The sequence below is a fragment of the Variovorax sp. CCNWLW186 genome, assembly GCF_037203865.1.
Lineage (GTDB): Bacteria > Pseudomonadota > Gammaproteobacteria > Burkholderiales > Burkholderiaceae_C > Variovorax.
Map to the genome: position 1 here is coordinate 220,229 of NZ_JBBCBO010000002.1, position 26,666 is coordinate 246,894.

General features: G+C 65.9%; 29 protein-coding genes. 13 read left to right on the forward strand and 16 right to left on the reverse strand.

The features are described from left to right. Nucleotides 1-17: 17 nt before the first annotated feature. Complete coding sequence (locus tag V9K97_RS03525; RefSeq protein ID WP_337316249.1) at nt 18-425, reverse strand: VOC family protein; 408 nt, start codon at nt 423-425, stop codon at nt 18-20. Beyond that, complete coding sequence (locus tag V9K97_RS03530) at nt 422-916, reverse strand: helix-turn-helix transcriptional regulator (RefSeq protein WP_258501893.1); 495 nt, start codon at nt 914-916, stop codon at nt 422-424. The genes V9K97_RS03525 and V9K97_RS03530 overlap by 4 nt, the downstream gene beginning before the upstream one ends. 148 nt (nt 917-1,064) lie before the next feature. On the opposite strand from V9K97_RS03530, the gene map reads away from it, so the two are divergent. Together map and V9K97_RS03540 are read left to right on the forward strand one after the other, a co-directional pair. Then, nucleotides 1,065-1,811 carry a type I methionyl aminopeptidase gene (gene map / locus V9K97_RS03535; protein ID WP_337316250.1) on the forward strand — a complete coding sequence of 249 codons (747 nt, stop codon included), beginning with the start codon at nt 1,065-1,067 and terminating at the stop codon, nt 1,809-1,811. Nucleotides 1,812-1,883: 72 nt separating this feature from the next. Next, nucleotides 1,884-2,255: a VOC family protein gene (locus V9K97_RS03540; RefSeq protein WP_337316252.1), complete on the forward strand. Its 372-nt coding sequence runs from the start codon at nt 1,884-1,886 to the stop codon at nt 2,253-2,255. 20 nt (nt 2,256-2,275) lie between these two features. Here the strand turns inward: V9K97_RS03540 and V9K97_RS03545 are convergent, their stop codons facing one another. The 6 genes from V9K97_RS03545 to V9K97_RS03570 all read right to left on the reverse strand — a co-directional run bounded on the left by V9K97_RS03545 (nt 2,276) and on the right by V9K97_RS03570 (nt 8,084). Further along, a complete protein-coding gene (locus V9K97_RS03545; RefSeq protein WP_337316254.1) occupies nt 2,276-2,938 on the reverse strand; it encodes a dihydrofolate reductase family protein in 663 nt (220 codons plus the stop codon). Between the two features lie 88 nt (nt 2,939-3,026). Next, nucleotides 3,027-3,470: a MaoC family dehydratase gene (locus tag V9K97_RS03550; RefSeq protein WP_337316256.1), complete on the reverse strand. Its 444-nt coding sequence runs from the start codon at nt 3,468-3,470 to the stop codon at nt 3,027-3,029. Then, a complete protein-coding gene (locus V9K97_RS03555; RefSeq protein WP_337316258.1) occupies nt 3,463-5,118 on the reverse strand; it encodes an AMP-binding protein in 1,656 nt (551 codons plus the stop codon). Before V9K97_RS03555 ends, V9K97_RS03550 begins: the two co-directional genes overlap by 8 nt. Continuing rightward, nucleotides 5,115-5,855 carry a nitroreductase gene (locus V9K97_RS03560; protein ID WP_337316260.1) on the reverse strand — a complete coding sequence of 247 codons (741 nt, stop codon included), beginning with the start codon at nt 5,853-5,855 and terminating at the stop codon, nt 5,115-5,117. Before V9K97_RS03560 ends, V9K97_RS03555 begins: the two co-directional genes overlap by 4 nt. A 147-nt stretch (nt 5,856-6,002) precedes the next feature. Beyond that, nucleotides 6,003-7,022, reverse strand: a complete 1,020-nt coding sequence (locus tag V9K97_RS03565; protein ID WP_337316262.1) for an AraC family transcriptional regulator — start codon at nt 7,020-7,022, stop codon at nt 6,003-6,005. Between the two features lie 45 nt (nt 7,023-7,067). Next, a complete protein-coding gene (locus V9K97_RS03570) occupies nt 7,068-8,084 on the reverse strand; it encodes an AraC family transcriptional regulator (protein WP_337316263.1) in 1,017 nt (338 codons plus the stop codon). A gap of 55 nt (nt 8,085-8,139) precedes the next feature. Here V9K97_RS03570 and V9K97_RS03575 point away from each other — a divergent pair, with 55 nt between their 5' ends. The 8 genes from V9K97_RS03575 (at nt 8,140) to V9K97_RS03610 (ending at nt 14,861) form a co-directional block, all read left to right on the forward strand. Then, nucleotides 8,140-8,508 (forward strand): DsrE family protein, encoded by a 369-nt coding sequence (locus V9K97_RS03575; RefSeq protein ID WP_258501877.1) that lies wholly within the window; start codon nt 8,140-8,142, stop codon nt 8,506-8,508. A gap of 101 nt (nt 8,509-8,609) precedes the next feature. Beyond that, the gene (locus V9K97_RS03580) at nt 8,610-9,134 is read left to right on the forward strand and encodes a C40 family peptidase (RefSeq protein ID WP_337316474.1); all 525 of its coding nucleotides are present in this window, start codon (nt 8,610-8,612) and stop codon (nt 9,132-9,134) included. 133 nt (nt 9,135-9,267) lie between these two features. Beyond that, nucleotides 9,268-11,334, forward strand: coding sequence for a carbon starvation CstA family protein (locus V9K97_RS03585; protein WP_337316264.1), 2,067 nt, complete (start codon nt 9,268-9,270; stop codon nt 11,332-11,334). An 8-nt stretch (nt 11,335-11,342) separates the two neighbouring features. Further along, nucleotides 11,343-11,549: a YbdD/YjiX family protein gene (locus V9K97_RS03590; RefSeq protein ID WP_337316266.1), complete on the forward strand. Its 207-nt coding sequence runs from the start codon at nt 11,343-11,345 to the stop codon at nt 11,547-11,549. Between the two features lie 127 nt (nt 11,550-11,676). Then, entirely contained in the window at nt 11,677-12,942 is a 1,266-nt protein-coding gene (locus V9K97_RS03595) for a glutamate carboxypeptidase (protein ID WP_258501872.1), read from the forward strand. Nucleotides 12,943-13,074: 132 nt separating this feature from the next. Further along, the gene (locus V9K97_RS03600; RefSeq protein WP_258501871.1) at nt 13,075-13,494 is read left to right on the forward strand and encodes a sel1 repeat family protein; all 420 of its coding nucleotides are present in this window, start codon (nt 13,075-13,077) and stop codon (nt 13,492-13,494) included. 152 nt (nt 13,495-13,646) lie between these two features. After that, nucleotides 13,647-13,994, forward strand: a complete 348-nt coding sequence (locus tag V9K97_RS03605) for a DUF1161 domain-containing protein (protein ID WP_337316268.1) — start codon at nt 13,647-13,649, stop codon at nt 13,992-13,994. A 33-nt stretch (nt 13,995-14,027) separates the two neighbouring features. Further along, nucleotides 14,028-14,861 (forward strand): alpha/beta hydrolase, encoded by an 834-nt coding sequence (locus tag V9K97_RS03610; protein ID WP_337316269.1) that lies wholly within the window; start codon nt 14,028-14,030, stop codon nt 14,859-14,861. Nucleotides 14,862-14,877: 16 nt separating this feature from the next. Here V9K97_RS03610 and metC read toward each other — a convergent pair whose 3' ends face one another. The 4 genes from metC to V9K97_RS03630 form a co-directional block, all read right to left on the reverse strand. Then, entirely contained in the window at nt 14,878-16,080 is a 1,203-nt protein-coding gene (gene metC, locus V9K97_RS03615) for a cystathionine beta-lyase (protein WP_337316270.1), read from the reverse strand. 34 nt (nt 16,081-16,114) lie between these two features. Continuing rightward, nucleotides 16,115-17,125, reverse strand: coding sequence for a Bug family tripartite tricarboxylate transporter substrate binding protein (locus V9K97_RS03620; protein WP_337316272.1), 1,011 nt, complete (start codon nt 17,123-17,125; stop codon nt 16,115-16,117). A gap of 67 nt (nt 17,126-17,192) precedes the next feature. Continuing rightward, nucleotides 17,193-18,797 (reverse strand): rhodanese-like domain-containing protein, encoded by a 1,605-nt coding sequence (locus V9K97_RS03625; RefSeq protein WP_337316274.1) that lies wholly within the window; start codon nt 18,795-18,797, stop codon nt 17,193-17,195. Nucleotides 18,798-18,884: 87 nt separating this feature from the next. Next, nucleotides 18,885-19,475 (reverse strand): mercaptosuccinate dioxygenase, encoded by a 591-nt coding sequence (locus V9K97_RS03630; protein WP_337316276.1) that lies wholly within the window; start codon nt 19,473-19,475, stop codon nt 18,885-18,887. Nucleotides 19,476-19,583: 108 nt separating this feature from the next. Between V9K97_RS03630 and V9K97_RS03635 the strand changes: the two genes are divergently transcribed. Continuing rightward, nucleotides 19,584-20,456: a LysR substrate-binding domain-containing protein gene (locus V9K97_RS03635; RefSeq protein WP_337316278.1), complete on the forward strand. Its 873-nt coding sequence runs from the start codon at nt 19,584-19,586 to the stop codon at nt 20,454-20,456. A 4-nt stretch (nt 20,457-20,460) separates the two neighbouring features. Here V9K97_RS03635 and V9K97_RS03640 read toward each other — a convergent pair whose 3' ends face one another. From V9K97_RS03640 to V9K97_RS03650, 3 genes are all read right to left on the reverse strand, one after another. Continuing rightward, on the reverse strand, nt 20,461-21,291 hold the full coding sequence (locus V9K97_RS03640; protein WP_337316280.1) for an urease accessory protein UreD: 831 nt from the start codon (nt 21,289-21,291) through the stop codon (nt 20,461-20,463). Nucleotides 21,292-21,423: 132 nt separating this feature from the next. Continuing rightward, nucleotides 21,424-21,948, reverse strand: coding sequence for a nucleoside deaminase (locus tag V9K97_RS03645; RefSeq protein ID WP_337316476.1), 525 nt, complete (start codon nt 21,946-21,948; stop codon nt 21,424-21,426). Nucleotides 21,949-21,968: 20 nt separating this feature from the next. Beyond that, entirely contained in the window at nt 21,969-22,994 is a 1,026-nt protein-coding gene (locus V9K97_RS03650; RefSeq protein ID WP_337316282.1) for an ABC transporter substrate-binding protein, read from the reverse strand. A 335-nt stretch (nt 22,995-23,329) separates the two neighbouring features. Between V9K97_RS03650 and V9K97_RS03655 the strand changes: the two genes are divergently transcribed. Further along, entirely contained in the window at nt 23,330-24,412 is a 1,083-nt protein-coding gene (locus tag V9K97_RS03655) for an aromatic ring-hydroxylating dioxygenase subunit alpha (RefSeq protein WP_337316283.1), read from the forward strand. 320 nt (nt 24,413-24,732) lie between these two features. Here the strand turns inward: V9K97_RS03655 and V9K97_RS03660 are convergent, their stop codons facing one another. Then, on the reverse strand, nt 24,733-26,034 hold the full coding sequence (locus tag V9K97_RS03660) for a D-amino acid dehydrogenase (RefSeq protein ID WP_337316285.1): 1,302 nt from the start codon (nt 26,032-26,034) through the stop codon (nt 24,733-24,735). Nucleotides 26,035-26,162: 128 nt separating this feature from the next. On the opposite strand from V9K97_RS03660, the gene V9K97_RS03665 reads away from it, so the two are divergent. Continuing rightward, nucleotides 26,163-26,630 carry a winged helix-turn-helix transcriptional regulator gene (locus tag V9K97_RS03665; RefSeq protein WP_055803119.1) on the forward strand — a complete coding sequence of 156 codons (468 nt, stop codon included), beginning with the start codon at nt 26,163-26,165 and terminating at the stop codon, nt 26,628-26,630. Nucleotides 26,631-26,666: the final 36 nt, after the last annotated feature.

Here is a 26,666-nt window from a genome sequence, read left to right on the forward strand (position 1 = left end):
ATGGCGTGCCGCAGGCCTCAGCCGCGGCCTTGGATCATCTTCCACCCGTTGCCGGAAGGATCGCGAAAGCCCGCGTCCACCGTGCCGTAGCGCTCTACTGGCTCCTGCGTGAACTCCACCCCCTTGGCAAGCATCTGGGCGTAAGCGGCGCGGCAGTCGGCCACCGTGAGCACCAGCGGAGGCATCGCGCCCTTGGCCACGATGGCGCGCAGCGCCTGCGCCGTTGCCTCGTCGTGCACCGGCGGGCCGGGCAGAAAAAGCCCAAGCTGCAACGACGGCTGCTCCGGGTGCTGCACCGTGAGCCAGCGATAGCCGCCGTTGCCCACGTCCGTGTGAACACGAAACCCCAGCTTGTCTACATAGAACGCAAGCGCCTCGTCCTGATCGCGCACATACAAACCGGCTACATCAATGCCCTGCTTCATGAACTCTCCTGTGTTTGTTCGGGCTTGTTTGTACCGTTTGCCGCCTGGCGCCGCTTCTCCGAAACTGCGGTCGTGAGCCCGGGCCGGCGCGCGGCGCTCACGATGCACTCGGGCACCGGGCCGAGCTCGCGCACCGCCTGCTTGCCTTGCGAGCGCACCGCGCTCGGGCTGTGGCCGGTAATGTCGCGAAAGGTGCGCCCGAAGGTTCCCAGGCTCGCCCAGCCCGTATCGAAGGCAATGTCGGTGATGGGCCGGTCGGTTTCGCGCAGCAAGGCCATCGCGCGCTCGATGCGCCGGGTGAGCAGATAGCGGTGCGGCGGAATGCCGAAGGCCTGCTTGAACGATCGCGCGAAGTGGGCCTCGGACACGCCGCTTACCTCTGCGAGACGGCCCACCGGCCACTCCTCGTGCGATGCGGCGTCCATCCGGTCTTTTGCGCGCAGCAGCCGGCGCAGCAGGTCGGGGTCTTGAAGGGCAGGGGCTTCGCTCACGCGGCCCCCTGAAGATGCAGATTCACGTTCAACGCTCTCCCTCGTGTGTTTGGCGCGTACCAGCGCCATAGGTACCGGATAATGCCCTCCAAGGCCCGTGCGCCACCCAAAAAAGATCTTTCAACCGAATCTTCCACAAATACCTCAGATGACCATCGAAACCCAGGACGACGTCGCAGCATTGAAACGGATCGGCAGAATCGTCTCGTTCGTGCTGCGCCAGATGCTCGATGCCGCAGAACCCGGCATGACCACGCGCGAGCTCGACTCGCTCGGCGAGCAGCTGCTGGAAGAACAGGGCGCGCGGTCCGCACCGAGGCTGACATACAACTTTCCGGGGGCAACGTGCATCAGCATCAATGAAGAGGCGGCGCACGGAATCCCCGGGGACCGGATCATCAAAGCAGGAGACGTCCTGAACATCGATGTGTCGGCCGAGCTCAACGGCTACTTTGCCGATACCGGCGGGACCATCGTGGTGCCCCCGAGCAACCCGCAGAAGACCCGCCTCTGCCACGCGACGCGCACGGCCCTTGCCGAAGCAATGAAGAGCGCCAGGGCAGGGCAACCGATCAACGCCATCGGCGCCGCCATCGAGCGCACTGCAAAGGCCTATGGTTTCAAGGTCATCGAAAATCTCGGTAGCCACGGCGTCGGCCGCGCGTTGCATGAAGAGCCGGAACACATCGCCGGTTATTTCGATCCCTCGGACAAACGCATCCTGCAAGAAGGAATGGTCATCACCATCGAACCGTTTCTTTCGACCAAGAGCCGCATCGTGACGGAAGCTGCCGACGGGTGGACGCTCGCAGGCGCAAACGGCAACTTGTCCGCGCAGTATGAACACACGATGATCATCACCAAGGGTGCTCCCATCGTCGTGACGCTGCACTGACTGCGAACAGGGATTCGCCCTTCGTTTCTCTCGTATGCCCTAGCCATCCACCAACGCTCGCCAGGAGAGACCATGCAGCTTCGCACCGCACGCATTTTTGTTCGAGACCTGCCGGGCGCGTCCCGCTTCTACGAAGAGCTGCTTGGCTTGCCGCTCACATCGCCGCGAAGCGAAGAGGGCTTTCGCGTGTTCGACGCAGGACCGATGAGCCTGGTCGTCGAGCATGTCGACGCGGATGCCCCCGCGGAAGACCAGGCGCTTATCGGGCGTTTCACGGGGCTGTCTTTCGACGTGGCGGACGTTCAGTCGAAGTACAGCGAGCTTGCCTCGCTCGGCGTTGCGTTTAGCGGCCTTCCGGAGCAGCAGGCATGGGGCGGCATTCTTGCGACGCTGCGCGACCCCGCGGGCAACGAGCTCCAGCTTGTGCAGCAGCCATTGCGCTAGCGCGCGCGCACACAGCGCTTTTACTTCCTCGCGAATTTCAGGTGGGTCACGTCCGGCGCCGCGATCGTCTTCACCGGGGCAAGGGAATGCAGGGTGTTGACGCCGTCGAACAGGCGTTCTCCACCGCCGAGCAAGATCGGCGCAAGGTGCAGCTGCATTTCATCGACGAGGCCGGCTTTCAGGTACTGCTGCGCGGCGTTGGCCCCACCCGCCAGTGCCACGTCCTTTCCGCCTGCCGCGCGCCGGGCCTGGTCCAGTGCACTTTCGATGCCGTCGGTCACGAACGTGAAGCTCGTGCCGCCCTCCATCATCAACGGCTCGCGCGCGTGGTGGGTCAGCACGAATACCGGGTGACGGAACGGCGGATTGCGGCCCCACCAGCCGTTCCAGGGATTCGTGTTGTCCCACGGCCCTGGGCCGCCGCCGAACATGTTGCGGCCCATGATGGTCGCGCCGATGTTGACGAGTTCATCTTCCATCACCGCCGTGCTCTCGTTCACCACGCCGCCATCCAGGCCGTGCGGCCGGCGCCAGGCCTCGAGCTGGACCACCCATTCATGCAATTGCTCGCCGCCAACCCCGAGCGGCTCCTGCAAGCTTTGGTGCGGACCGGCGACAAACCCGTCCAGCGAAATCGAAATCCTGAATCGAAGCTTTGACATGGCATTAGCCCCTTGCTCCATGGCATTGGAGCGGCGAGTCTAGGAGCTGCGCGGTGGCTCGGCAATGACAACAAAGCCTCGCTTTCTGCCAAAGACGCGAGGGGATGCCTCAGTTGTGCTCATTGAGAAGCACCGTGCCATGCGCAAGAACGCTGGTCCGGTCATCCGCGCCTTTCACCCAGCCCTGCATCTCGATGATGCTGCCGCCTCTCGGGCGGGCCGCGATCGACAAGACGTTCCATTCGATGAGTACCGTCTCGCTCGCCCGCACGGGGCGCAGCAGGTCGACCGAGAAGTTGATTCCGAGCACGCTTCCTTTCTTGGCGAAGTGGCTGGCGGTCAGCCCCATCAACAGCGACGTGGTGTGGGTGCCACTTGCTATCAACCCGCCGAAGCGCGTGCCTCTTGCAAACTCCGCATCGTGGTGCAGTGGGTTGTCGTCTCCCGCGGCCAGGGCAAACCTCCTGACTTGCTCTTCGTCGAAGGCGTGGGTCCGCGAGAAGCGGTAGCCGGGCTCTATGGGCGCCCGGGCGGCGGGTTCGAATTCAGTCATGCGGCGTCGCGAGCCCGGTGATGGCTTCCTGGCTTCCGGCTTGCTGGCGCAGGCGGAATTTCTGGATCTTGCCCGTGGCCGTTTTCGGCAGGCTGCTGAAGATCACGCGGCGCGGACACTTGAAGTGAGCCAGCCGCTCGCGGCAGAAGGCAATGATTTCTTGCTCCGACGGTGCCGCGGCACCGGCCCTGAGTTCGATGAACACGCAGGGCACTTCGCCCCATTTTTCGTCGGGCTGGGCGACCGCGGCGGCATGCAAGACGGCTGGGTGCCCGTGAACCACGTCCTCGACCTCGACGGAAGAGATGTTCTCGCCGCCCGAAATGATCACGTCTTTCGAACGATCGGTGATCTGGGCATAGCCGTTGCCGTGGAGCACCGCGACGTCCCCGGTACGGAACCATCCGTCGGCGAGCGCCTTGCGCGTTGCGGCCTCGTTCTTGAAGTAGCCCATCATCACCGTGTTGCCGCGCAGCATGAGCTCTCCCGCAGTTTTTCCGTCCTGCGGAACAGGTGCCAGGGTGTCCGCATCGCCGACCATGAGGCCTTCGAACATGGCGGCGCGCACGCCCTGGCGCACCCGCAGCTTTCCTTGCTCGGCCTTGGGAAGATCGTCCCAGCCGTCTTGCCACACGCAACTCACCGGCGTGCCGCAAACCTCCGTGATGCCGAAGACATGCTCCACATCGAAACCCATGGCCAGCACGCTGTTGAGCACGGCAAGCGGAGGCGGAGACCCCGCAGTCAGCACGCGCACGGCGCGAGACAGTTTGATGTCTTGTGCCGAGTCCGCGAGCATGGCCATGACGACCGGCGCCGCGCACAGATGATCTATCTCGTGCCTGTCGATGGCCTTCAGCACCGCCTCGGCCGACACTCTGCGCAGGCAGACATGGGTGCCCGCCGCCGCAGTCACGGCCCAGGTGAAGCACCATCCATTCGCATGGAACATGGGCAGTGTCCACAGATACTTCGGCGCCCGCGGCATGGCCCAGTTCGTGATCTGCAGCAGGCTCATGAGGTAGGTGCCGCGATGGCTGGCGACCACGCCCTTCGGATCTCCCGTGGTGCCGGAGGTGTAGTTCAGGGCAATGGGCTGCCATTCATCGCTCGGCCAGCGCCCGGCAAAGTGTGGGTCTCCGCTCGCCAGCAAGGATTCGTAGTCGGTTTCGCCGATGCGTTCACCGGCCGGCGCGAGGTGGTCGTTGATGTCGATGACCGCTGGAGGCTCGTCGAGCAGCTTCAAGGCAGCCGCGACCGTTGCAGAGAACTCCCGGTCGACCATCAGCAGCTTGCACTCGCCATGGCGCAGGATGAATGCAATTGCTTCGGCATCCAGTCGGTGGTTGATCGCATTGAGAACGGCGCCTGCCAGCGGCACGCCGAAATGCGCCTCCAGCATGGCGGGTGTGTTGGGCGCCAGCACCGAAACGGTGTCCCCCGGCTGAACGCCGCGGATCACCAGTGCCCAGGCAAGGCGATGGCAGCGCTCGCGCGTCTGCGCCCAGGTTCGCGACAGATCGCCGTGCACCACGGCCGGGCGTTCCGGATGCGCCAGCGCGGCGCGATCGAGAAAACCGAGTGGCGTCAGCGGCACATGATTGGCCTCGCAGCGGTCGAGGCCCTTGCCATAGGATTCCGCGCTCATGCTCTTGTCTCCTTTGCATTGTTGTGGAACGTCGTGAATGAGGAAACCGGCTCCCGCTCGGTAACGAGCGAGTTCTCTATCGACGACTCGTCCGCGTAGCCCAGGCTCATGCCGCAAACGAGCATCTGGCCCGTGGGTATTGCCAGCAGCTCGCCGATCTGGCGGTGAAACTTCAGGAAGGCCGCCTGGGGGCAGGTGTGAAGGCCCCGGCTTCGCGCGGCCACCATCACGCTCTGCAGGAACATGCCGTAGTCCAGCAGGCTTCCTTCCTGGAGCGAGCGGTCGACGGTGAAGAACAGGCCCACGGGCGCATCGAAGAACCGATAGTTGCGCCCATGCTGCAGGTGCATGCGCTGCTTGTCGCCCTTGGCAATGCCAAGCAGGCCGTACAGGTCCCAGCCGACCTTGCGCCGCCGCTCGAGATAAGGGGAGAACCATTCCCGCGGGTAGTAGTCGTAAGGCTCCAGCAGTTCGTCCGATCGGCGGGGATCGTCGTCGAGCGCCGCAATGGCCGCGGACAAGCTCGCCTTCGCGGGCCCGGTCAGCACATGCACATGCCAGGGTTGCATGTTCATGCCCGAAGCGCTGTAGCGCGCGGTCGCGAGAATCGCTTCGATTTCTTCCCGTGGCACAGGCCTCGGCAAATACGCTCTCACGCTGCGCCGGGTGGCAATTGCCCAATCGACTGCCGCTCGCAGTGTTTCTGCGCCGAGCGGCGGTGCCATCATTCGGTTCATTCCAGGGTTCCTTGCTTTCAACAAGCGCTTGGCACACGCAAGCTGCGGGTGCGAGCGGAGGTTAGTTCTGCAAGAGACCGAAGCCCATGCCCGGACGCCTCGATTCCATCGGGGCCTTTGGGCATGCGAACGCCTCCCTGGAAGCGCCTATTCCCGCCCGGTGCGGGAGGAGCGATACGCGCCGGGGCTGACACCTGTCCATTTCTTGAACGCGCGATGAAAAGCGCTTGTTTCCTGAAACCCCGTCCGGGCCGCGACCTCAGCCACCGTCAAGGTCGCGCTCGACAGCAGGTCGATGGCAATGTCCCGCCGAAGGTCGTCCTTCACACGCTGGTAGTTCACGCCCTCTTGCTGCAGGCGGCGCTGGAGGGTGGTGCCGGAAACGCAGAGTTCCTGCGCCAGCTTCTCCAGCTCCGGCCAGGCGTCGGGCAACTGGCTGCGTAACCTGTTGCGAACCTGCGCGCTGGTGCTCGCGTCATTGCGGTACTTGACCAGCAGGTTGGCGGGCGCCGCGCGCAAGAAGTTGTCGACCGTGTCCGGAGATTCCGCGATCTTCAAATCCAGCAGATCGCTTGCGAACGTGATGTGCGTGGTCTCGCCGTTGAACTTCACGTTCTCGCAGAACCGCGTACGGTAGTGGCTGTCGTCGCCGGGAGGCGGGCACCGGAACTGCATCTCGCGCAGGGGAATGCGCCTGTGAACGAGCCAGCATGCCAGGCCGTGAACGAGAATGAACCAGGTGCCGTAGCCGAACAGCCGGCGCAGCACGCCGCCGTCATGCAAGACGACGCGGGCTTCGTCCGCCGAGCGGACGAGCTCGCCGTGAAAGTCGTCCAACGTGGCGTGAAGAAATCGGAGGATGCGGCGCAGCGCGTGCTCCAGGTTGTTGGAGCTGACCGCTGCGCGCGTCATGAGCGCATAGCTTCCGCGGCGAAGCCCGTGGCTGTCGAGGCCGAAGAACTCGTCGTCCATCAGGTCGGCGAGCGCCACCCACATGCGCGAGTAGGCGGCAGCGGAGATGCGCGCACGGGGTGCATTCAGCAGATCGCGATCCAGCTTTGCGCTTTCAAGCACGCTGGTTATGTCCATGTTCCTGAGCGCCGCGGCGTGCAGTGCCTCGTGCACGAGCTCGATGGAGACAGTGCCCTTCAACCCTGCTGATTTCATGCAGACTCTTTGCAAATAGATGCCATGGCGCCGTTCATCGCTCGATCAACCCAGCCCCTGCGCCTGCCTTCGCCGCCAGTCCCCAGGCGGCACGCCAAAGCGCCGCTTGAACGCCCGGCTGAAAGCCGCCTCCGACTCGTACCTTGCGTGGTCGGCAATGATCTTGATCGGCAGCTCGCTGCTCTTCAAGTGCTTGGCGGCCAGCTGCAGGCGCCAGTGCGCCAGGTATTGCATCGGCGGCTGGTCGAGAAAGTGATTGAACCGTTCGCTCAGCACGGTGCGCGACACGCCTACGCCGCGGGCCAGGCTCTCCAGGTTCCAGTCTTCCAGCGGCGCTGCGTGCAGCAGCTTCAGGGCCGAGCCGACCACGGCATCGTTGTATGCCGCGAACCAGCCCACCTCGTCGGCCGAGAGGCCCTGCATGTGCTTGCGCAGGATTTCCACGAACATCAGCTCGGTGAGGCGCGGCAGCATGCTGCGCCATCCGGGCTGGGGCTTGCTGGCCTCGGTCACGGTATGGCGGATGGTGGTGGCCAGCCAGTGGTCGGCCGGCGTGGTGTCCGGCGTGATGTGCAGCACGTCGGGCAGGTGCCGCAGCACGGGGTGAAACAGCAGCTCGTCGCAGCGTATGAATCCGCAGATGATGCTCGTGGTACCGCCGGCTCCGCCATGTTCCACCAGCGGCATGCCGGCCCACGGAAGCTGCGGCAGCAACTGGCCGATGTGTACCGGCGCCGTGGCATCGCCGCCGCTCAGGCGGTGAACGCCGCCATACGGCAGCAGGACGGCGTCGCCGCTGTTCAGCCGCATGGGTTCGCGCTCGGGCAATTCGATCCGGCAACTGCCGGAGCCGATGATGTGAAAGGGAATCACGCGGCTCGAGCCGAGCGCGAGCATCGCGGCCATCTGGCCCGAATCGACGCTCGTCACGCACCAGGGCTCGCGGAACTCGGCACGGAACAGCACCATGCCTGTGACGTGCATGCTCTCGAGCAAGTCCGACAGCATGTCCCCCGACCGACCCGGCGATGTTTGGGTCAAGACTTCCGGCATTTTGGTCATGGCCTGCCTCCGGCATGAAGCGTACGCTGGCTCCACTCATTCAATGGAGACCACTATGAACACCGAGACACGCGATCTGGTCGTTGTAATCACGCATGGCATCGACCATGAATTGTCCTCCGTCGGACTGGTCATTGCCCTGGGCGGCATGACCTCGGGGCTGAAGGTCTCCATTTTTCTCACCAGCGCGGGTGTCGATCTCGTGCGGCGCGGCGCATCCGACATGACGCACGTCAAGCCATTGGAACCGCTGGCCGACATGCTGCGCGACTTTCTTTCGCGAGGCGGCACGCTCTGGGCCTGCACGCCCTGCGTGAAGAGCCGCGGCTACACGCAGGAGAGCCTGCTCGAAGGCGTGGTCATCGCCGGCTCCAGCGTGATGCACGAGCTGATCAAGCGGGGCGCGGCGACGTTGAGCTTCTAGGCAAAGCGGCGCCGCGGTAGGCGGGTGGCGTCGGCGGTCCGCGGGCTGGGCGCGTTAGAGTCTGGCCACGTCCACAAGACCCGCCATTCCACATGCAAGACTTGCAAGACGCACTCGCACCCAGGCCACGTTCCCGCATGCCGCTGCCGCGCCGGCTGCTTCGTCTGCTTCCCATTGGCGCCTGCCTCCTGGCGCTGGGCTGCGCAAGTCCGCGCATGCCCCCTTCGACAGGCACCTACAGCACCTCGCCCCTGACGGCCGAGCAATCGAACGGCGTCGCGATCCATGCGCTCGGCCTGGTCGGCACGCCGTACCGCTATGGCGGCAACACGCCCGAGGGTGGGTTCGATTGCAGCGGCCTCATCGGCTACGTGTACAAGAACAGCGCCGGCCAGGCCATGCCGCGCACGGTGGCCCGTTTGGCCGGGTTCGGCCGGCCGGTGGCGGCGTCCGAAATCCGATCGGGCGACCTGGTGCTCTTCGGTGCATCCACGCCCTCGCATGCGGGCATCTACGTAGGCGCGGGGCAGTTCGTGCATGCGCCGTCCACCGGCGGCGAGGTGCGGCTCGACCGGCTCGACGGCGTGTACTGGTCGCGCCAGCCGGTGCAGGTTCGCCGGCTCTGAATTTGGCCCGGCCTTCGGGTTTTCTCCGGGTTTTCCATTACGCAAAGCCACGCACCCGGGCCGCGCGGTGCGACGGATGCGGGCTCGGGGCCGACGCGGAACACTCCCGGGTTCAATTCCAGGAGACATTCCCATGCACAGCATCCGCCGCCACCTGGTGTGGCTAGCCGTGGCCGTGCTCGGCGCTTTTGCGCTGGGCACCGTTGCCCTCACGCGCGGCGAAAGCGTCAACGCCCTCTGGGTGGTGACCGCCGCGATCTGCACCTACCTGATCGCCTACCGCTATTACAGCCTGTTCATCGCCGAGAAGGTGCTGGTGCTTGACGGCAACCGCAAGACGCCGGCGCACCGCCACAACGACGGGCTCGACTACGTGCCCACCGACAAGAACGTGCTGTTCGGCCACCACTTTGCGGCCATTGCCGGTGCGGGGCCGCTGGTGGGCCCGGTGCTCGCGGCGCAGATGGGCTACCTGCCGGGCCTCTTGTGGGTGCTGGCGGGCGTGGTGTTCGCGGGCGCGGTGCAAGACTTCATCATCCTGTTCATCTCCACGCGGCGCGACGGCCGCTCGCTCGGCGACCTGGTCAAGCAGGAGATGGGCGTGGTGCCCGGGATGATCGCGCTCTTCGGCACCTTCATGATCATGATCATCATCCTCGCGGTGCTGGCGCTGATCGTGGTGAAGGCACTGGCCGAATCGCCGTGGGGCACCTTCACGGTGGCGGCCACCATTCCGGTGGCGCTGTTCATGGGCGTGTACCTGCGCTTCATTCGCCCGGGGCGCATCGGCGAGGTGTCGCTGATCGGCTTCGTGCTGCTGATGCTCGCCATCTTCGGCGGCCAGGCCGTGAGCCAGAACCCCGAGTGGGCGCCGCTCTTCACCTTCGACGGCAAGGCGCTCACATGGATGCTCGTGGGCTACGGCTTCATTGCCGCGAGCTTGCCGGTGTGGCTGCTGCTGGCGCCGCGCGACTACCTTTCGACCTTCTTGAAGATCGGCACGATCATCGCGCTGGCCATCGGCATCGTGTTTGTCATGCCCACGCTGCAGATGCCGGCCGTCACGCAGTTTGCGCAGGGCAACGGCCCGGTGTGGTCGGGCAGCCTGTTCCCGTTCCTGTTCATCACCATCGCGTGCGGTGCGGTGTCGGGCTTTCATGCGCTGATTTCTTCGGGCACCACGCCCAAGATGCTCGACAACGAGCGCCATGCGCGTTTCATCGGCTACGGCGGCATGCTGGCCGAGTCGTTCGTTGCGGTCATGGCGCTGGTGGCGGCTTCGTGCATCGAGCCGGGCATCTACTTTGCAATGAACAGCCCGGCTGCGTTGGTGGGCAGCACTGCGCAGCAGGCGGCGCAAACCATTTCGAGCTGGGGCTTCGTGGTCACACCCGAGATGCTGGTGCAAACCGCCAAGGACGTGGGCGAAACCACCATCCTCGGCCGTGCGGGCGGTGCGCCGACGCTGGCCGTGGGCATGGCCCACATTCTTCACCAGGTGATCGGCGGGCAGGCCATGATGGCCTTCTGGTATCACTTCGCAATCCTGTTCGAGGCGCTGTTCATCCTCACCGCCGTGGACGCCGGCACCCGCGCGGGCCGCTTCATGCTGCAAGACCTGCTGGGCAGCTTCGTGCCCGCGCTCAAGCGCACCGATTCGCTGCCGGCCAACCTGTTTGCCACGGCGCTGTGCGTGGCGGCCTGGGGCTACTTTCTCTACCAGGGCGTGGTCGATCCGCTGGGCGGCATCAACACGCTGTGGCCGCTCTTCGGCATCTCCAACCAGATGCTGGCCGCGGTGGCGCTGCTGCTCGGCGTGGTGGTGCTGTTCCGCATGAAGCGCGAGCGCTATGCGTGGGTGGCCATTGCGCCGGCCGCATGGCTGCTGGCCTGCACGCTCACGGCCGGCTGGCAGAAAATCTTCTCGCCCGACCCGAAGATCGGTTTTCTCTCGCACGCGGCCAAGTACACCGAAGGCCTGGCCAACGGCGTGCTGGTGGCGCCCGCGAAAACGCCTGAGGCCATGTCGCGCATCGTCTTCAACGACCGGCTCGACGCCGCGCTGTGCGCGCTGTTCATGTTCGTGGTGCTGAGCGTGCTGGTGTACAGCATCAAGGCTTGCCTTGCCGCGCGCGCGGCCAACCGGCCGACCGCGCAAGAAACGCCTTTCGAACCGATGGCCGCATCGGCCGCGCGCTGAGCACAGCCATGGCCCTCGCATTGCCGGAAGCCGGGCGCTACTTTGCCCGCTCGCTCAAGCAGTCGCTGCGGCTCATGGTCGGGCTGCCCGACTACGACGCCTATCTGAGCCACATGTCGGCCACGCATCCCGGCCAGCCGCCGATGAGCTACGAGGCCTTCTTCCGCGAGCGCCTCGAAGCGCGCTACGGCGGAGGCAAGGGCCGCTGCTGCTAGGCCGCGAAATCCGGTCCGTCCGTGTTTTGTTCGCTTGACCCGCGCGGAAAGCGGGTGATAGCCTGAGGGAGCCCGCGCCAGCGGGCTTTCCTTCGTCCAACTTCGAACGAACAACAGAACGGATTCCATGACTCGTCTTCACAAGCGCAATCACTTCACCAAACCCGCGCCATTGCGCACTGCCTGCCAGGGCGCAGTACTGGCTTGCGCGCTGTTCGCTGGCGCCGCCATGGCGCAGAAGCCGCACCAGGGTGCGCTGGATGCGGCCACGCAGCAGAAGGAAGAAGCGCTGAAGCTGCTGGAGCAAATGGTCAACATCGACTCCGGCTCGGCCAACACCGAGGGGCTCGACAAGGTGCGTGAAATCGTCGTTGCCGAGCTGCGCAAGCTCGACGCGCGCATCGAGACTTTTCCGGCGGAGCCGCATCCCGGCACCAACGTGGTCGCCACGATCACCGGGCAGGGCAAGAAGAAGATCCTGATCCTTGCCCACATCGATACGGTGTTCAAGGAAGGCACGGCCGCGGCCAAGCCGTTCTACATCAAGGACGGGCGCGCCTACGGCCCCGGCGTCATGGACAACAAGGGCGGCGTGGTCGCCGGGCTCCAGGCGTTGAAGATCCTGCAGAAGATCGGCTTCAAGGACTATGGGCAGATCACCTTCCTCATCGACACGAACGAAGAGGTGGGATCGGTGGGCACCAGCGCGCTCATCGAGCGCATTGCCAAGCAGCATGACGTGGCGCTGAACCTCGAGCCGGGCCGCCCGGCCGACGGACTCGTGGTGGAGCGCAAGGGCTCGGCCACGGCGCTCATCGAAGTGAAGGGGCTCGCCTCGCACGCGGGCGTTGCGCCCGAAGCGGGCCGCAATGCGGCGATGGAAGTGGCGCACCAGGTGCTGCAGCTGGCGAAGACGGGCGATGCGGCGAAGAAGACCACGGTCAACTTCACGGTGCTCAATGCCAACGGGCCGACCAACGTGATTCCCGCCACCGCAAGCGCCAGGGGCGATGTGCGCGCCGCCACGCCCGAAGAGCTCGACCGGGTCGAGAAGGACCTGGTCCGCATCTCGCAGAACAAGCTGATTCCCGACACCGAAGTTCGCGTGCGTCTCATCCGCGGCCTGCCGCCGATGCCGCGTTCGCCTGCGTCGGACAAGCTCGTGGCCATGGCCGAGGGCATCTACGCCGAGATCGGCAAGAAGCTCACCATTGAAAGCAGCGGCGGCGCGGCCGATGCCAGCCTGGTGGCCGGAGTGGGCGTACCGGTGCTCGACGGCTTCGGCATTGTGGGCGGCGGCATCCACACGCCGGACGAGTACGCAGAGGTCGAAAGCGTGGTGCCACGGCTCTATCTGCTGTCGCGCATGCTGATGGACCTGAGCGCCAACTGAAGCGTCATAGATTGCTGACCAAGGCACGGACTCAGGCACTGCCTGAGCCTGCCTGTGTGAATTCCAGTTTCTTTTTGCAAGCGCTTGCTGCCACGATGCCCTTCACCCGAACCACTGGTGGAGAACATCGATATGGCATCCGAATTGAATCAAATCGCAAGCTGGTCGCTGCGTTGGCGCATCGTGCTGGCCGGCGGCCTTTGCCTGACGGCGGCGCTCTCCGCGGCGCAGCCGGCGGAACCGAAGATCGTCTTGCATGCCGAGCAGCGGTTTCAGCTGGCACTCGAAGCACAGACGGCCCGCGACTACCGCACCATGCTCGATGAGCTCCGGCAGGCTGCTGGAGAGGGCAGTGCCGAGGCGCAGGAGATGCTGGGCATGGTGCTGCTGGCAGGGCCCACGCTCTACGGATCGGCCGTCAAGGCAGACCGCTGCGAGGCCCGCGGCTGGATGATGAAGGCGGCGTCGCAAGGCAGCGATACGGCGAAGAGCCAGCTCATCTTTCTGAACAGGCTGCGCCAGTCTCCGGCTGGCAGAAGCGCTTGCGAATAGGCTTCGAACAAGTTGTTGACGGATGAGTCTGCATCCTGGCGGCCGTGACCTGCGGTTACCAGAGCGTGTGCGAGGATGCTTCTTCCGGAAATGCGGGGCTAGACTCTTGGCTCGCAAACCCCTCGGTACCCACGGTACGAGACAGACTCATCATGAAACCCTGGTTGATTTACATCGCGCTTGCTTCGGCAGGCACCGCCAACGCTGCTGCTGAAAACTGCGAAGCACTGCGTACCCAGATCGAAGCGAAGATTGCCGCGGCCGGCGTCACGCGGTTTACCGTAGCCACCGTCGACGCCAACGCCGAGGCGAGCGGCCAGGTGGTGGGCAGCTGCGAGCTCGGCAGCAAGAAAATCGTTTACCAGCGCGAAGGCGCATCGCCCACATCACCCGCGCAGGAAGCCGCCTCGAACGGCGCGCCCCCGCGCGCGGCCGACGAACGCATCCTGACCGAATGCAAGGACGGCACGGCTTCCGTCGGTGGCGACTGCAAGAAGTAGCCGCCCGGCGCAAAGCCTCTTCCGGAGAAAACCTTGTCATCCAAAGCCTTCCGCATTGCACTCTCGGCGTCGGCCGCTGCCATTGGCGGCATCGCCGCGTACTGGACGCTCCTGGCAACACGCCAGGGGCACATTCTGTTCAACGCCCGAAAGCTGCCCGTCGTTCATCTGTCCGACGACTTTTCCACCTACTCGCACACGGTGCCGGGCGGCATGGTGCGCGGGTATGTCTATCACCCGCATGGCGAAGAGGCGCTGCAAGACCTCTTCATCTACTTTGCCGGGCGGGGCGAGGACGTGCGCGCCACCGCGCAGGCATTGCACTGGCTACCGGAAGGCTTCGGCTTCGCCGCGGTCAACTACCGCGGCGTGGCCGATTCGCAAGGCCATCCCTCCGAGATTGCCTCCGTGGCGGACGCGATCCAGTTCGCCCGCCACTTGCGCAAGGCCTTTCCGCAGGCGCGCCTGCACGTGGTCGGCCGAAGCCTGGGCACGGGCGTGGCCATCCAGCTGGTGGCGCAGCAGGAGTTCTCGAGCCTGCAACTGGTCACGCCGTACGACTCGATGCTGGAAGTGGCCAAGAGGCGCTTTCCGCTCGTACCGCTTTCATTGCTGCTGCGGCATCGCTTCGATTCGCTGACGCACTGCAAGGAAGTGGCCGCCAAGACGCAGGTGCTGCTGGCCGAGCATGACGATGTGGTGCTGCCCGAGCGCTCGCAGAAGCTCATCGCCGCATGGCCGACGCCCATCTCGGTGCAGACCGTTCCCGGCTCCGACCATCACAGCATCATGGGCCTCGAAGCGACCTGGCTCCACCTTGTCGACTTCGCGCTGACGGCCATCCTTCCCGAGCCGGCCGCAGCCTGAGCCGCTGGAGGCGCCTTCAGCCGGCACCCAGGGCCGCAAAGCCACATTCAAGATCGCGCAGCAGATCCGAGGGCGCTTCGAGCCCCACGTGCAGCCGAATGACAGCACCGCGCCGGCTCCAGTCGGTCACGCTGCGCGCTGCACGCATGTTGGCCCAGGCCACCAGGCTCTCGTAGCCGCCCCACGACGAGCCGCGGCCGAACAGCGACAGCGCATCGACGAGGCGATCGACCGAGGCGTCCTCGATGCCCGGCTGCAGCTCGAATGAGACGAGCCCGTTGGTGCCGCGGCAATCGCGCTTCCAGAGGCAGTGGCCCGGATGCTGCGGCAGCGCGGGGCAGAACACCGCCGCCACTTCGGGCCGTGCCTCCAGCCAGTGCGCCACTTCCATCGCATGCCGCTCGTGCATTTGCAGCCGGGCGGACAGCGTGCGCATGCCGCGCAGCACCAGCCAGGCATCGTCAGGGCTCACCGTCATGCCGAAGGCGTCGCAGCGCTCATTGAGCGGCTGCCAGGCCTCGCGCGTGGTGGCGACGGTGCCCATCATCACGTCCGAATGGCCCGAGAGGTATTTGGTGGCGGCCATCAGCGAGATGTCGGCGCCCAGCGCGAGCGGCCGGTATTGAATGCCCGAGCCCCAGGTGTTGTCCGCCGCCAGAAGCGCGCCGCGCGCATGCGCCAGTTCGGCCAGCCTGGGCAGGTCGCACATCTCGTAGACCAGCGAGCCGGGGCACTCGGCATACACGAGTTTGGTGTTCGGCTCGAACAGCTCTTCGATGCCGCTGCCGTCCGCGGCAAAGAAGGTGCAGCGGATGCCATAGGGATCGAGGAACGAATGCACGAGGTTGCGCGCCGGTTCGTACACGCTGTCCGACATCAGCACATGGTCGCCGGGCTTCAGGTACGACAGCAGCACCATGCCGATGGCGGCAAGGCCGGTGGGAAAGAGGCGCGTGCGGTGGGCACCTTCGAGTTCGCTCACCGCGTCTTCGAGCGCGAAGGTGGTGGGCGTGCCGCGTGCGCCGTAGCTGAAGGCGCGCTCGCCATCGCGCCGCGCGCGCGTGTCGCGCATGGCGGCCACGCTGTCGAACAGCACGGTGCTCGCGCGCACCAGCGGCGTGTTGACCGGCGAGCCGCCGAAGTAGGCCGGGGCCTTGCCGGTGTGGACGAGCCGGGTGTCGAGGGACTGGTCTGCGGGATCTTTGGGCGAATCGGACATGGTGTGTTTCAGCGAGCGGGGCCCCTGTGGGGCGTCAATCCGCCTTCGCGCCGGAAAGCTTGACGATACCCGACCAGCGGTCGATGTCCTGACGCAGCTGCGCGGCAAAGGCTTCGGGCGTGCTGGCCACCACCTCGCTGCCGCCGTCGTTCACGAGCTTGGTCACTTCGGGCAGGCGCAGCGTGCGCACGATGGCCTCGTTCAGATAGGCCACGCGCTCGGGCGGCGTGCCGGCCGGCGCGAAAAATCCGTACCAGTCTTCGAAGCGGGCATTGGCGTAGCCCAGTTCCTCGAGCGTGGGTACCTTGGCGAACACGCCGATACGGCGCGGGCTGGTGACGGCAAGCACGCGCAGCTTGCCGTTCTGCACCATGCCCGCGACCGACGAGGTCGAGGTCACGAGCACGTCGACCTGCCCGCCGAGCAGGTCGGTGAGCGCGGGGCCGGCGCCCTTGTAGGGCACATGGGTCATGTCCACGCCGCTGTTCTTTTGCAGCACCACGCCGACCATGTGCGAGAGCGTGCCATTGCCCGGCGTGGCATAGGTGACCTTGCCGGGGCTCGCCTTGGCGCGCGTGGCCAGGTCGGCAAAGGTCTTGTAGGGCGAATTGGCTTCCACCACCAGCGCGAGCGGCGCCGCGTTGATCTGCGTGATCGGCATGAAGTTCTTCAGCGGATCGAAGCCGGGCGCCGAGTAGAGCGAAGGGTTCACCGCCATGATCGACACCTGCGAGGTCAGCACCGTGTAGCCGTCGGGCTTGGCCTCGGCCACCGACTTGGCGCCGATGTTGCCGCCCGCGCCGCCGCGGTTGTCCACCACCGCGGCCTGGCCCATGATTTCCGGCAGCCGCGTGGTCACCAGCCGGGCCGTGGCGTCGTTGCCGCCGCCTGGGGGAAAGGGCGAGACGAACTTCACCGTTTGCGACGGAAAGCCGTCGCGTGCCGGCAGCGGCTGGGCCGAGGCAGGCTGCAAGGCCATGACCGCGAGCCATGCGGCAGCGACGGAAAGGCGGGCAAGGCTCGGAATGCGATGGGCAGACGACATGACGGGACTCCTGGAATAGGAACTGACAACGGCGAACGGATGAAGGAATGAAGAAGGGCAAGCGGGACTAGGCGTGTGGACTCTCGGAAGCGGCAGGCAGCCTGAAAGCCGAGCGCTCCTGCGCATCGAGTTGCGCCACTAGCCCGGTCTCCCAGGCCAGGTAGCGGCGCGCGGCTTCCTTGTTGCCGTCGTGGCGGTCGTGCACGAAGAACAGGTAGTCGATGCAGTCCGCATCGGCGGGCAGAGCGGGCGTGGCTTCCACCGGAAGTCCGGCGCCGCGCCATGCGACCATGCCGCCTGCAAGCAGCAGCGGCGCGCGCGAGAGGCCGGCCAGCTCCGACGCCGCGGCCCAGGCCGCGAGCGCATCGTCGTCGGCCACCAGCACGAGCTGGCGCGTTTCGTTCTTCATGTCGTTGGCCAGGCGCGGGCGTATCGACCAGCGCGCCTGCGGTATGTGGCCGGCGCGGAACTGCATGCTCGGGCGCAGGTCGATCAGCGCCACGTCGCCCTGCGCGAGGCGGGCGGACAGCGCCTGTGCCTCGATCGTCGACAGCGCAGGTGCGGGCTCGGGTGGCGCAGCGGCGGGCGCGAGCGACAGCCCACTCCCGAGCCCACCTTCGAGCCCACCTTCAAGCACGCTCGCCTCGTGGCCCATCTGGCGCAGCCAGTGCGCAATGGTGGGCGCGCGCACACCGTCGTTGTCGAACAGCACGAGCCGCGCGCCGCGCACGCCGACGTACTGGTCACCGGCCTGCATCAATTGCCCGCCGGGCGTGTGCTGCGCGCCGGGCAGCGTGCCGGCTGCGAATTCCTCGGGTGTGCGCACATCGCAGAGAAACAGGGTGCGGCTGGCATCGCCGGCCCATTGCTGCACGGTCTGCGCGCTGACCGTGGGCACGCCGAAGCGCTCGGCCAGCGCCTTCGCGGCCGGCCGAAGATCTGTGTTGCCGCTGTCCGCTGCATAGCGCCGCGTGCCGCCGTGCTCCAGCGCGTGGTCGTTCAGGTACCAGCCCTGCGTGCCGTTCTCCAGCGCATAGACGGGGTTGGGAAGGCCCAGGTTGATGAGCGTCTGCGCACCGATGATGCTGCGCGTGCGGCCCGCGCAATTGATGACGATGGGCGTGGTGGTGTCGGGCACCAGCCGGCGCACGCGGTAGGCGAGCTCGCCGTTGGGGCAGCAGGTGGCCGTGGGGATGTTCATCTTGTGGAACTCGCTTACCGGCCGGCCGTCGAGCACCACCACCTTCTCCTTGCGCGCCAGCATCTCGGCCAACTGGTCGGCGCTCACGCGGGGCGTGTGATAGGCCTCTTCGGCCAGCTCGCCGAAGGTCTTCGAAGGCAGGTTGACGCCTGCGAAGAGCGCATGGCCCGCGATCTTCCAGGCGCGGGTGCCGCCCTGCAGCACATGCACGCCGGTGTAGCCCAGCGCAGCAAGCCGGCGGGCGGCGCGCTCGGCCACATCGCAGTCGCCGTCGTCATACACGACCACGCGCACGCTGCGGCGCGGCACGAGGCGGGGTGCGTCGAGTTCGAGCCGGCTGAAGGGCAGGGGGATTCCATAGAACAGATGCGCCTCGCCGTACTGGCCGTGCTCGCGAACGTCGAGCAGCGCGATCTCGCCGCCGTCGTGCAGCCAGGATTTGAGGGTCTTCGGGTCGATGAAAGAGGTCATGGGAGGCAAGCCGTTGGGACGAACGCAGTCCTGCGAGGCCGCGTTCTGCACGGCCCGCATGAAAGAAGACGAGGTTGAAAGAGGGGCCTAGCGGCGCGTCTGCACGCCGATGCCCATCGTCTGGTACGTGCCGGCCGCCAGGTCGTACGCGGTGCGCTGGTTCAGCGTTTCGAGCGCGCGGCCATACATGTGCAGGTGCCGAATGACCTGGTCGCCCTGGATCTCGACCGAGTGGATGTCCTCGGGCATCAGCGCGATGCCCTTGCCCGGCGCAACCACGACCAGCGCGGTTTCCTCGAGCTTGCCGACACCCGGCACCGAGCCGTCGTCGCGCCGCTCGTACACGCGGTTGTGCTCGGTGCCTTCCACCGCGGCAATGCAGGCCCAGGTGGTGTGGTTGTGCGGCACGATCTTCTTGCCCGGCCGCATCACGTTGAGGTAGAGCGCGTAGCTCTGGTCCGGGTCCTCGGCAATCAGGTAGCGGGCCTGGTGCTCGCCGGCCTCGGGCGCAGGAAAGTCGGCGGCGCCCCAGTAGTCGGTGCGCGCGGCCAGCCCTTGCAGCGCGTCGAGCACCGCATCTAGCTTTTCGCGGGTTGGTTCAGCGCCGCCAATGGCTTTCTTCATCCGGGCGATAGACGCAGCGACCGCCTCGCGGCGTTGGTCGGACAGGGTGCTCATGCGGGGTTCTCCAGTGAGGATGCGTGTCTTGGCGTGCATTCACTGTAGTGACCGGGGTGTGACCCGACAATCCAGCCGGCGCAAGAAATACATCAATAAAATTAATGTATGCCCACGCTCGATCTTGAACTGCTGCGCTCCTTCGCGGCCGTCGTCAGCCACCACAGCTTTGCTGCGGCGGCCGTGCACCTGGGGCGCACGCAGTCGGCCATCACGCAGCAGATGCAGCGGCTCGAAGAGCAGGTGGGCCACCCGCTCTTCGCCAAGCAGGGCCGGCAGAAGCGGCTCACCGAGCATGGCGAACGGCTCCTGACCTATGCGCACCACCTGCTCGCGCTCAACGACGAGGCGCTGCGCAGCCTCCGGCAGGGCGAACTCGAAGGCAACCTGCGCATCGGCGCACCGCACGACGTGGCCGAGACCATGCTGCCGCTGCTGCTGTCCGAGGTGGCGCGCACTTCTCCGCTGCTGCAACTGGACATCCACATCGGCCGTAGCCCCTACCTCATGACCTCGCTCAAGAGCGGCGAGGTCGACATGATCATCTCCAACCGCGCCGATCCGCAGTTCGACGGCGTGGTGCTGCGCAATTCGCCGACCGTGTGGCTTTGCGCGGCCAGCTATGTGCACGATCCGTCCAAGCCGGTGCCGCTGATCATGGCCGATGGCCCGAGCATCTTTCGCCGCATCGGCCACGAGGCGCTCGATGCCGCGGGCGTGGCCTGGACGCCGCGCTACACCTCGTCGAGCCTGATCGGCATCAAGGCCGCGTTGCGCGCGGGCCTCGGCGTGACGGCGCGCGGCGTGGAGCAGCTCGACGCGGGCCTGCGCGTGCTGGGTGCGGGCGACGGCATGCCGCGCCTGCCCGACCTGGCCTACTACCTGTACGTGCGCAGCCACGTGGTGAATCCGGTCACGCGGCAGGTGTTCGAGACGCTGAAGAAGCACCTGCGGCTGCCGCGCACCGACATGCCGGCCTGAAACGCTAGGTCGCCCAGATGCGCGGCGAGCTCGCCGGCAGCTGCCACAGCTCGGCGCGCCAGGCCTGCCACACCTGCCGCAGCAGCTGCATCGCGGGCTCGACCACCGGTGCGAGCACGCGCAGCACGACGATCTCCGCATGCGGGCTCGTCGCGCCAGCGCTCTCCTGCAGGCCGTGCGCATCGATGGTCTCGCGCGCGAGCGCAAGCAGCGCCTCGCGCCGCGCACGCGCGGCCGGCGTGCCAGACACGAAGAACAGCGACGCATTGCAGCGATGCCCGCCGAAGCCCAGCGGGCTTTGCAGCAACCGCTGGTCGGCCGCGTCGATGCGCCCGCGCTCCAGCCAGATGCCAGGCACCTCGATGTGCTGCAGATACGTGCCGCGTTCGAAAGGCTGGTTTGCGTTGGGCAGGCCCAGCGCGGTCACGTCCCAGCCGATCATCTCGGCGCCGGGCTCGGCCTCGATGGTGAGGCGGTTCTCAGCCTTGCAGCCGCTGTAGCAGATGGCTTCCAGCGGCAGCCACTCGAGCCGCGCACCTTGTGCCAGCCGGATGCGCGTGCGCTGCAGCGCCAGCTCGCCTTCGGATCGATAGAAGCGCGAAGCACCGGGCGTGGTGATGAGCCCGTGGCTTCCGTCCGCCGCCTCGATGTCGATGTCCAGCGTGTCGCCACCCACCAGCCCGCCCGGCGGATGCACCAGCACGTTGTGGCAGATCGCATCGCCTTCGGGATAGAGGCTCTGCAGGATGCGCAGCGGGCCGTCATGGCGAAAGCGCGCGACGCTGCGGGCGGTTTCCTGTCGGTAGTCGAGATGAAGATGGGCGTGCCAGGACATCCAACGAGTCTATTCGCCCGCACGGTCTTCTTCGCGCGGAACACCGAGGAACCGGCTTCGCCGGGCCTCAGGTGTTGCCCCCGGTAGGGGGTTGGCGAAGCGACACGCAGTGCGCGAAGACTGGGGGCGAGCCTAGACCCCCCACGCTCCGTCATGCGCGGCACTCGCTTCGTCGAGCAGCGCCGGGCCGATGCATTCGATCGGATGTGGCGAAGCGCGGAACACATCGCGGCACGACAGCTCCGCATCGCGCTGATCCTGCCGCTCGCCGCGGAACACGCGCAGCCGCTCGGCGTCGATGCCGAACACCACGCGGCCGATGTTCGACCAGAAGATGGCACCCGCGCACATCACGCAGGGCTCGCCCGATGCATAGATGGTCGCGCCTGCTAGCTCTTCGCGCGTGAGGCCTTTCCCGGCCAGCGCGCGCAGCGCATTCACCTCCGCATGGGCGGTGCAGTCGCCGGTTTCGGTGTTGCTGTTGCCGGCCTCGGCCAGCACCTCGCCGGCGGCCGAGACGATGACCGATCCGAAGGGCCGGTTGCCACGCCGGCGCGCCGCATGCGACCAGACGATGGCCTTGCGCAGGTAGCGCTCGTCCCGCTCGTCGAGCGTGGTTTCTTCAGGGGGTGCGTTGTGACTGTTGCTGATGTTCATGCCTTGGGTAATGTCCTGGCTCATGTCTTGGAGAGGGTACGTTCGCTCCGCGATGGCAGCATCGAAGTGTTGAAGATGGCGTCGGACGCGGGCTTGACCTTGAGGCCGAATACGTCGACGACCTCGTCGACCTGCTGCTCGAGCGTGAGCTTCCTGATGTCGCCCAGGCCGTGGCCCCGCGTGTCTGCGGCGCCCACGTATTGCGCGGTGACGCCCCAGCGCTCGAGCTCCATCTTTTCGTCGAGGATGGGTTCGCGCTGGCGCATGGCCGCAATGCTGGGCGCCGGGTTGGCAAAGGTCTCGACGATGGCGCGGTTGGTGGCGCGCAGAAAGGCCGCAACCAGCTTGGGGTTCTGCGCAATGAGGTTGCTGCTCGCAAGAATGGCGTTGCCGTACAGGTCGACGCCCGCGTCCGAATACTTGAGCACCGACAGCTCCTCGGCCTTCATGCGCGCGAAGAGCGACACGGCGGAGTCATGAAAGTAAGTGGCTGCATCGACGTCGCCGCGCACCATCACGTTGTCGCGCGCGCTGAAGTCGGTGGTCTGCCATTGGAACGCGTCGCTGCGCATGCCCTGCTTGCGCGCCACCATCGGCCAGGCGCGGCGGGTCGATTCGACGGCCGCCGCGGCCACCTTCTTGCCCGCCAGGCTCTTGAAGTCGCCGGTCACCCCGCGGTCCTTGCGGCCGATGATCACGAAGGGTGCGCGGTTGTAGTACTGGTACACGGCCTGCACCATCGGGGTGCCGGGGTTCTGCGCATTGAATTCGACCAGCGAGCTGATGTCGCCCAGGCCCATCTGGTAGACACCGCTTGCGATGCGCGTGATCGACGCGACCGAGCCGGCGCCGGTGTCGATGGTCACGTCCAGGCCTTCGTCCCTGTAGTAGCCCTTGCTGTGCGCGAGGAAGAAGGGCGCGGTCTGGCCGTTGATGCGGAAATCGAGCGTGAACTTGAGCGGGGTCAGCTTGCCGCCGCCTTGGGCAAAGACGGCAGGGGCGGCAAGGGTGGCGGCACTGGCCGCAAGAAAGAATCGACGTTGCATGTGGGGCCTCGGAATTCTCGGGTCTTGAACCCTCCCGCCAAGGCAGGAGGCACTTCAAGAGCAATTTCCGGGCGGGCGCACAACCGTGGTGCGTGCGCTGCTGAACGCTTCTACTCTTGCGCAAGTTCATGCACGAGCCATGCCAAGCCGCATGCCACGGTCTTTTGCTCGGGCATTGCCGTCGGGTGCTTGGAGGCTGCGCCGGCCCGGGCCACAATGCGGGCGCGCAATTTGCATGGCAAGTGGCGCAGAGTAGAAGCGTTCAGCCCCCGCGGCAGGAAATTGCTCTTTCAGGTTCGTTCGTACCCACGCGCAACAACAGAAGGAGTCCACGCATGCTCGTCACCCAACAACCCGTCTTCCGCAAGTTCTGGCATGCCGTCATGCCGCTTGCCGACCTGGCCCAAGGCCCCAAGCCCTTCACGCTGCTGGGTGAAGACATCGTTCTATTCATTGATGCCGACGGCCAGCCCGCTGCGCTGCGCGACCGCTGCTGCCATCGCACGGCCAAGCTTTCGAAGGGCTGGTGCGTCGACGGGGAAGGCAAGGCCTGCGGGCAGGGCGCTATCCAGTGCGGTTATCACGGCTGGACCTACGACCGCAGCGGGCAGGTGATCCGCATTCCGCAGTACGAGCCCGACCGCAAGATTTCGCCGGAGTACAAGACGACCGCCTACCGCTGCACTGCGCGCTATGGCTATGCATGGGTGGCCCTGGAAGAACCGCTTGCGGATATTCCAGCGATTCCCGAATTCACCGACCCGGGCTACCGCACCATCTTCCAGTTCCATGAAGAGTGGCAGACCAGCCCGATGCGGGCGCTGGAAAATTCATTCGACAACTCGCACTTCAGCTTTGTGCACCGCGCCACCTTCGGCGTGGCCGCAAGCCCGAAGCCGAGCAAATACGAGCTGGTGGAGAACGAAAACGGCTTCCATGCGGAAACTGTGATCGAGGCCGTCAACCCCGCCAAGTTTCACGCCATCAGCGGCGTGACGGACCCGATCACCACGCGCCACATGCGCAACGCCTACTTTCTGCCGTTCTCGCGCCGGCTCGACATCGAATACCCGAGCGGCGTGCGCCACATCATCATCAATTGCTTCACACCCATCGACGATGGCCGCATGCAGCTGTGCCAATGGCTGTTCCGCAACGACACGGAGGCCGATTGCGCGGCGCAGATGCTGATCGACTTCGACGAGGAGATCACCCGCGAGGACAAGGACATCCTCGAATCGACGGACCCCGATGCGCTGGTCGATACACGGCGGCGGGGCGTCGAATATTCGATGGAGTCCGATCGGCCGGGGATGCTGATTCGCAAGCACCTGATGCAGCTGCTTGCGAAGCATGGCGAGGCGGAGGTTTATCGCGGGATGACCCGTGGGACCATTCCGATTGCGAAGGCTGCCTGAGTTTTTTGGCGCTGTTGGTGTTGTTCAGGGCGGCGCACCCGCCGACGGGGTACCTTGCTCCGCGAATGTCCCCCGGCCTGCGGCCTCCTCCTTTATTTCGCTGCGCAAGGCACCCCATCGACGGGAGCGTCACACGCGCCGGTCGTTGATCAGCGTTGCACCAGCAGCGTGCCCAGGTGCACAGGGCATCGGGTGCTCCGCGCAGCGAAATAAAGGAGGAGGGGCGCAGCCCCGGGGGACATTCGCGGAGGGGAGTACCCGGTGGCCTTTGCGCAAGCCCTGAACAGCAGCCCTGAACAGCAGCCCTAAAACCGCAGGCCTCAGGCCGCAGCAGTCGCAGGATTCGGATGCCGGGTGCGCGAGGCCCCTTGCGTATAGCGGTCCATCGCCAGCCCGTCCGTGCGAATCTCCGGCCGCTGACCCGTCACAAGGTCGGAGATCAGCTTGCCCGAGCCGCAAGCCATCGTCCAGCCCAGCGTGCCGTGACCCGTGTTCAGGAACAGGTTCGGGTAGCGCGTGGCGCCGACGATGGGCGTGCTGTCGGGAGTCATGGGGCGCAGGCCGGTCCAGAAGGTGGCGCTCGGCAGATCGCCGCCGGGGAACAGATCGCTCACCACCTTCTCGAGCGTGGCGCGGCGATGCGGGTTCAGCCGCAGGTCGAAGCCGCCGAGTTCGGCCATGCCGCCCACGCGAATGCGATTGTCGAAACGCGTGACCGCCACCTTGTAGGTCTCGTCGAGCACGGTCGATTGCGGCGCCAGCGACTCGTCGACGAGCGGCACGGTGAGCGAGTAGCCCTTGACGGGATACACCGGAATGTCCAGCCCCAGCGATGCGATAGCTGCGCGCGAATAGCTGCCGAAGGCCATCACGTAGCGGTCGGCCGTAAGAATCTTGCCGGCCTTGGTGCGCACACCGGTGATGCGGCCGCCGTCGGTCTCCAGTCCGTCGATGGTCTGGCCGAAGCGGAAGTCCACGCCCAGTCCGCGCGCGATGTCGGCAAGCCCGCGTGTGAACAGGTGGCAGTCGCCGGTTTCATCGTTCGGCAGGCGCAGGCCGCCCGTGAGCCGGTCGCGCGCACCGGCCAAGGCAGGCTCGACACGCGCGAGCGCATCGCGGTCGAGCAGTTCATACGGCACGCCGCATTCATCGAGCACCGCGATGTCGCGTTGCACCGCGTCGAGCTGCGCCTGCGTGCGGAACAGCTGCAGCGTGCCGCCGGTGCGTTGTTCGTATTGAAGGCCCGTTTCGGCGCGCAGTTGCTGCAGGCAGCCGCGGCTGTATTCGGCCACGCGCATCATGCGTTCCTTGTTCACCGCGTAGCGCTCGGGCGAGCAGTTGCGCAGCATCGCCGCCATCCAGCGCAGCTGGAACAGCGTGCCGTCCGGGCGGATCGACAGCGGCGCGTGCTTCTGGAACATCCACTTGATCGCCTTCAGCGGAATGCCCGGTGCAGCCCATGGCGTCGAATAGCCTGGCGACACCTGCCCGGCGTTGCCGAAGCTGGTTTCCTCGGCCGGGCCGGCCTGCCGGTCGAGCAGCGTCACATCGGCACCCGAGCGGGCGAGGTAGTAGGCCGTCGTGGTGCCGATCACGCCGCCGCCAAGAACGATGACTTTCATGGATATTTACCAGATTGAAGGTGAATACACGAAATCTAAGGCGCACAATGCGGTGGATTTCATTGTTTTCAAGCGGTTTTCAGTGAAAGTCACTGAAAACTCTTGCCCAATGCCCCGCGAGGAGTGAAATGCCCGAACTCGACCGCATCGACCGCAAGATCCTCGACCTGCTGCAGCGCCAGGGCCGCATTTCCATGACCGAGTTGGCCGAGCGCATCGGCCTGTCGGCATCGCCTTGCGCCGAACGCGTGAAGCGCATGGAACGCGAAGGCGTCATCAGCGGCTACCACGCGCATGTGTCGCCCGAGGCGCTCGGCAAGACGCTGCTGGTGTTCGTCGAAATCAAGCTCTCCGCCAAGTCGGGCGACGTGTTCGACAAGGTGCGCAAGGAGCTGCTTCACATGCCCGAGGTGCTCGAATGCCACCTGGTCTCGGGCAGCTTCGACTACCTGGTGAAGGCGCGCCTGAGCGGCATGAGCGAGTACCGGCACCTCTTGGGCGACATCCTCAAGAAGCTGCCCGTGGCGGCCGAGTCGCACAGCTATGTGGTGATGGAAGAAATCAAGGAAACGCTGATGCTTGCGGTCGACCGTTGAGCAAGGCCAGGGGCTACCATCGCGCCCGGCATTCAC

Excerpts from the sequence above, each read along its gene's own strand:
- V9K97_RS03550 (WP_337316256.1), bottom strand. The coding sequence starts at position 3,470 with ATGACTGAATTCGAACCCGCCGCCCGGGCGCCCATAGAGCCCGGCTAC.
- V9K97_RS03605 (WP_337316268.1), top strand. The coding sequence starts at position 13,647 with ATGAAACCCTGGTTGATTTACATCGCGCTTGCTTCGGCAGGCACCGCC.
- V9K97_RS03660 (WP_337316285.1), bottom strand. The coding sequence starts at position 26,034 with ATGAAAGTCATCGTTCTTGGCGGCGGCGTGATCGGCACCACGACGGCC.
- V9K97_RS03565 (WP_337316262.1), bottom strand. The coding sequence starts at position 7,022 with ATGAAATCAGCAGGGTTGAAGGGCACTGTCTCCATCGAGCTCGTGCAC.
- V9K97_RS03635 (WP_337316278.1), top strand. The coding sequence starts at position 19,584 with ATGCCCACGCTCGATCTTGAACTGCTGCGCTCCTTCGCGGCCGTCGTC.
- V9K97_RS03595 (WP_258501872.1), top strand. The coding sequence starts at position 11,677 with ATGACTCGTCTTCACAAGCGCAATCACTTCACCAAACCCGCGCCATTG.
- V9K97_RS03620 (WP_337316272.1), bottom strand. The coding sequence starts at position 17,125 with ATGTCGTCTGCCCATCGCATTCCGAGCCTTGCCCGCCTTTCCGTCGCT.
- V9K97_RS03560 (WP_337316260.1), bottom strand. The coding sequence starts at position 5,855 with ATGAACCGAATGATGGCACCGCCGCTCGGCGCAGAAACACTGCGAGCG.
- V9K97_RS03575 (WP_258501877.1), top strand. The coding sequence starts at position 8,140 with ATGAACACCGAGACACGCGATCTGGTCGTTGTAATCACGCATGGCATC.
- V9K97_RS03645 (WP_337316476.1), bottom strand. The coding sequence starts at position 21,948 with ATGAACATCAGCAACAGTCACAACGCACCCCCTGAAGAAACCACGCTC.
- V9K97_RS03540 (WP_337316252.1), top strand. The coding sequence starts at position 1,884 with ATGCAGCTTCGCACCGCACGCATTTTTGTTCGAGACCTGCCGGGCGCG.
- V9K97_RS03545 (WP_337316254.1), bottom strand. The coding sequence starts at position 2,938 with ATGGAGCAAGGGGCTAATGCCATGTCAAAGCTTCGATTCAGGATTTCG.
- V9K97_RS03625 (WP_337316274.1), bottom strand. The coding sequence starts at position 18,797 with ATGACCTCTTTCATCGACCCGAAGACCCTCAAATCCTGGCTGCACGAC.
- V9K97_RS03555 (WP_337316258.1), bottom strand. The coding sequence starts at position 5,118 with ATGAGCGCGGAATCCTATGGCAAGGGCCTCGACCGCTGCGAGGCCAAT.
- V9K97_RS03665 (WP_055803119.1), top strand. The coding sequence starts at position 26,163 with ATGCCCGAACTCGACCGCATCGACCGCAAGATCCTCGACCTGCTGCAG.
- V9K97_RS03525 (WP_337316249.1), bottom strand. The coding sequence starts at position 425 with ATGAAGCAGGGCATTGATGTAGCCGGTTTGTATGTGCGCGATCAGGAC.
- V9K97_RS03585 (WP_337316264.1), top strand. The coding sequence starts at position 9,268 with ATGCACAGCATCCGCCGCCACCTGGTGTGGCTAGCCGTGGCCGTGCTC.
- V9K97_RS03640 (WP_337316280.1), bottom strand. The coding sequence starts at position 21,291 with ATGTCCTGGCACGCCCATCTTCATCTCGACTACCGACAGGAAACCGCC.
- V9K97_RS03650 (WP_337316282.1), bottom strand. The coding sequence starts at position 22,994 with ATGCAACGTCGATTCTTTCTTGCGGCCAGTGCCGCCACCCTTGCCGCC.
- V9K97_RS03590 (WP_337316266.1), top strand. The coding sequence starts at position 11,343 with ATGGCCCTCGCATTGCCGGAAGCCGGGCGCTACTTTGCCCGCTCGCTC.
- metC (WP_337316270.1), bottom strand. The coding sequence starts at position 16,080 with ATGTCCGATTCGCCCAAAGATCCCGCAGACCAGTCCCTCGACACCCGG.
- V9K97_RS03600 (WP_258501871.1), top strand. The coding sequence starts at position 13,075 with ATGGCATCCGAATTGAATCAAATCGCAAGCTGGTCGCTGCGTTGGCGC.
- V9K97_RS03630 (WP_337316276.1), bottom strand. The coding sequence starts at position 19,475 with ATGAGCACCCTGTCCGACCAACGCCGCGAGGCGGTCGCTGCGTCTATC.
- V9K97_RS03655 (WP_337316283.1), top strand. The coding sequence starts at position 23,330 with ATGCTCGTCACCCAACAACCCGTCTTCCGCAAGTTCTGGCATGCCGTC.
- V9K97_RS03570 (WP_337316263.1), bottom strand. The coding sequence starts at position 8,084 with ATGACCAAAATGCCGGAAGTCTTGACCCAAACATCGCCGGGTCGGTCG.
- map (WP_337316250.1), top strand. The coding sequence starts at position 1,065 with ATGACCATCGAAACCCAGGACGACGTCGCAGCATTGAAACGGATCGGC.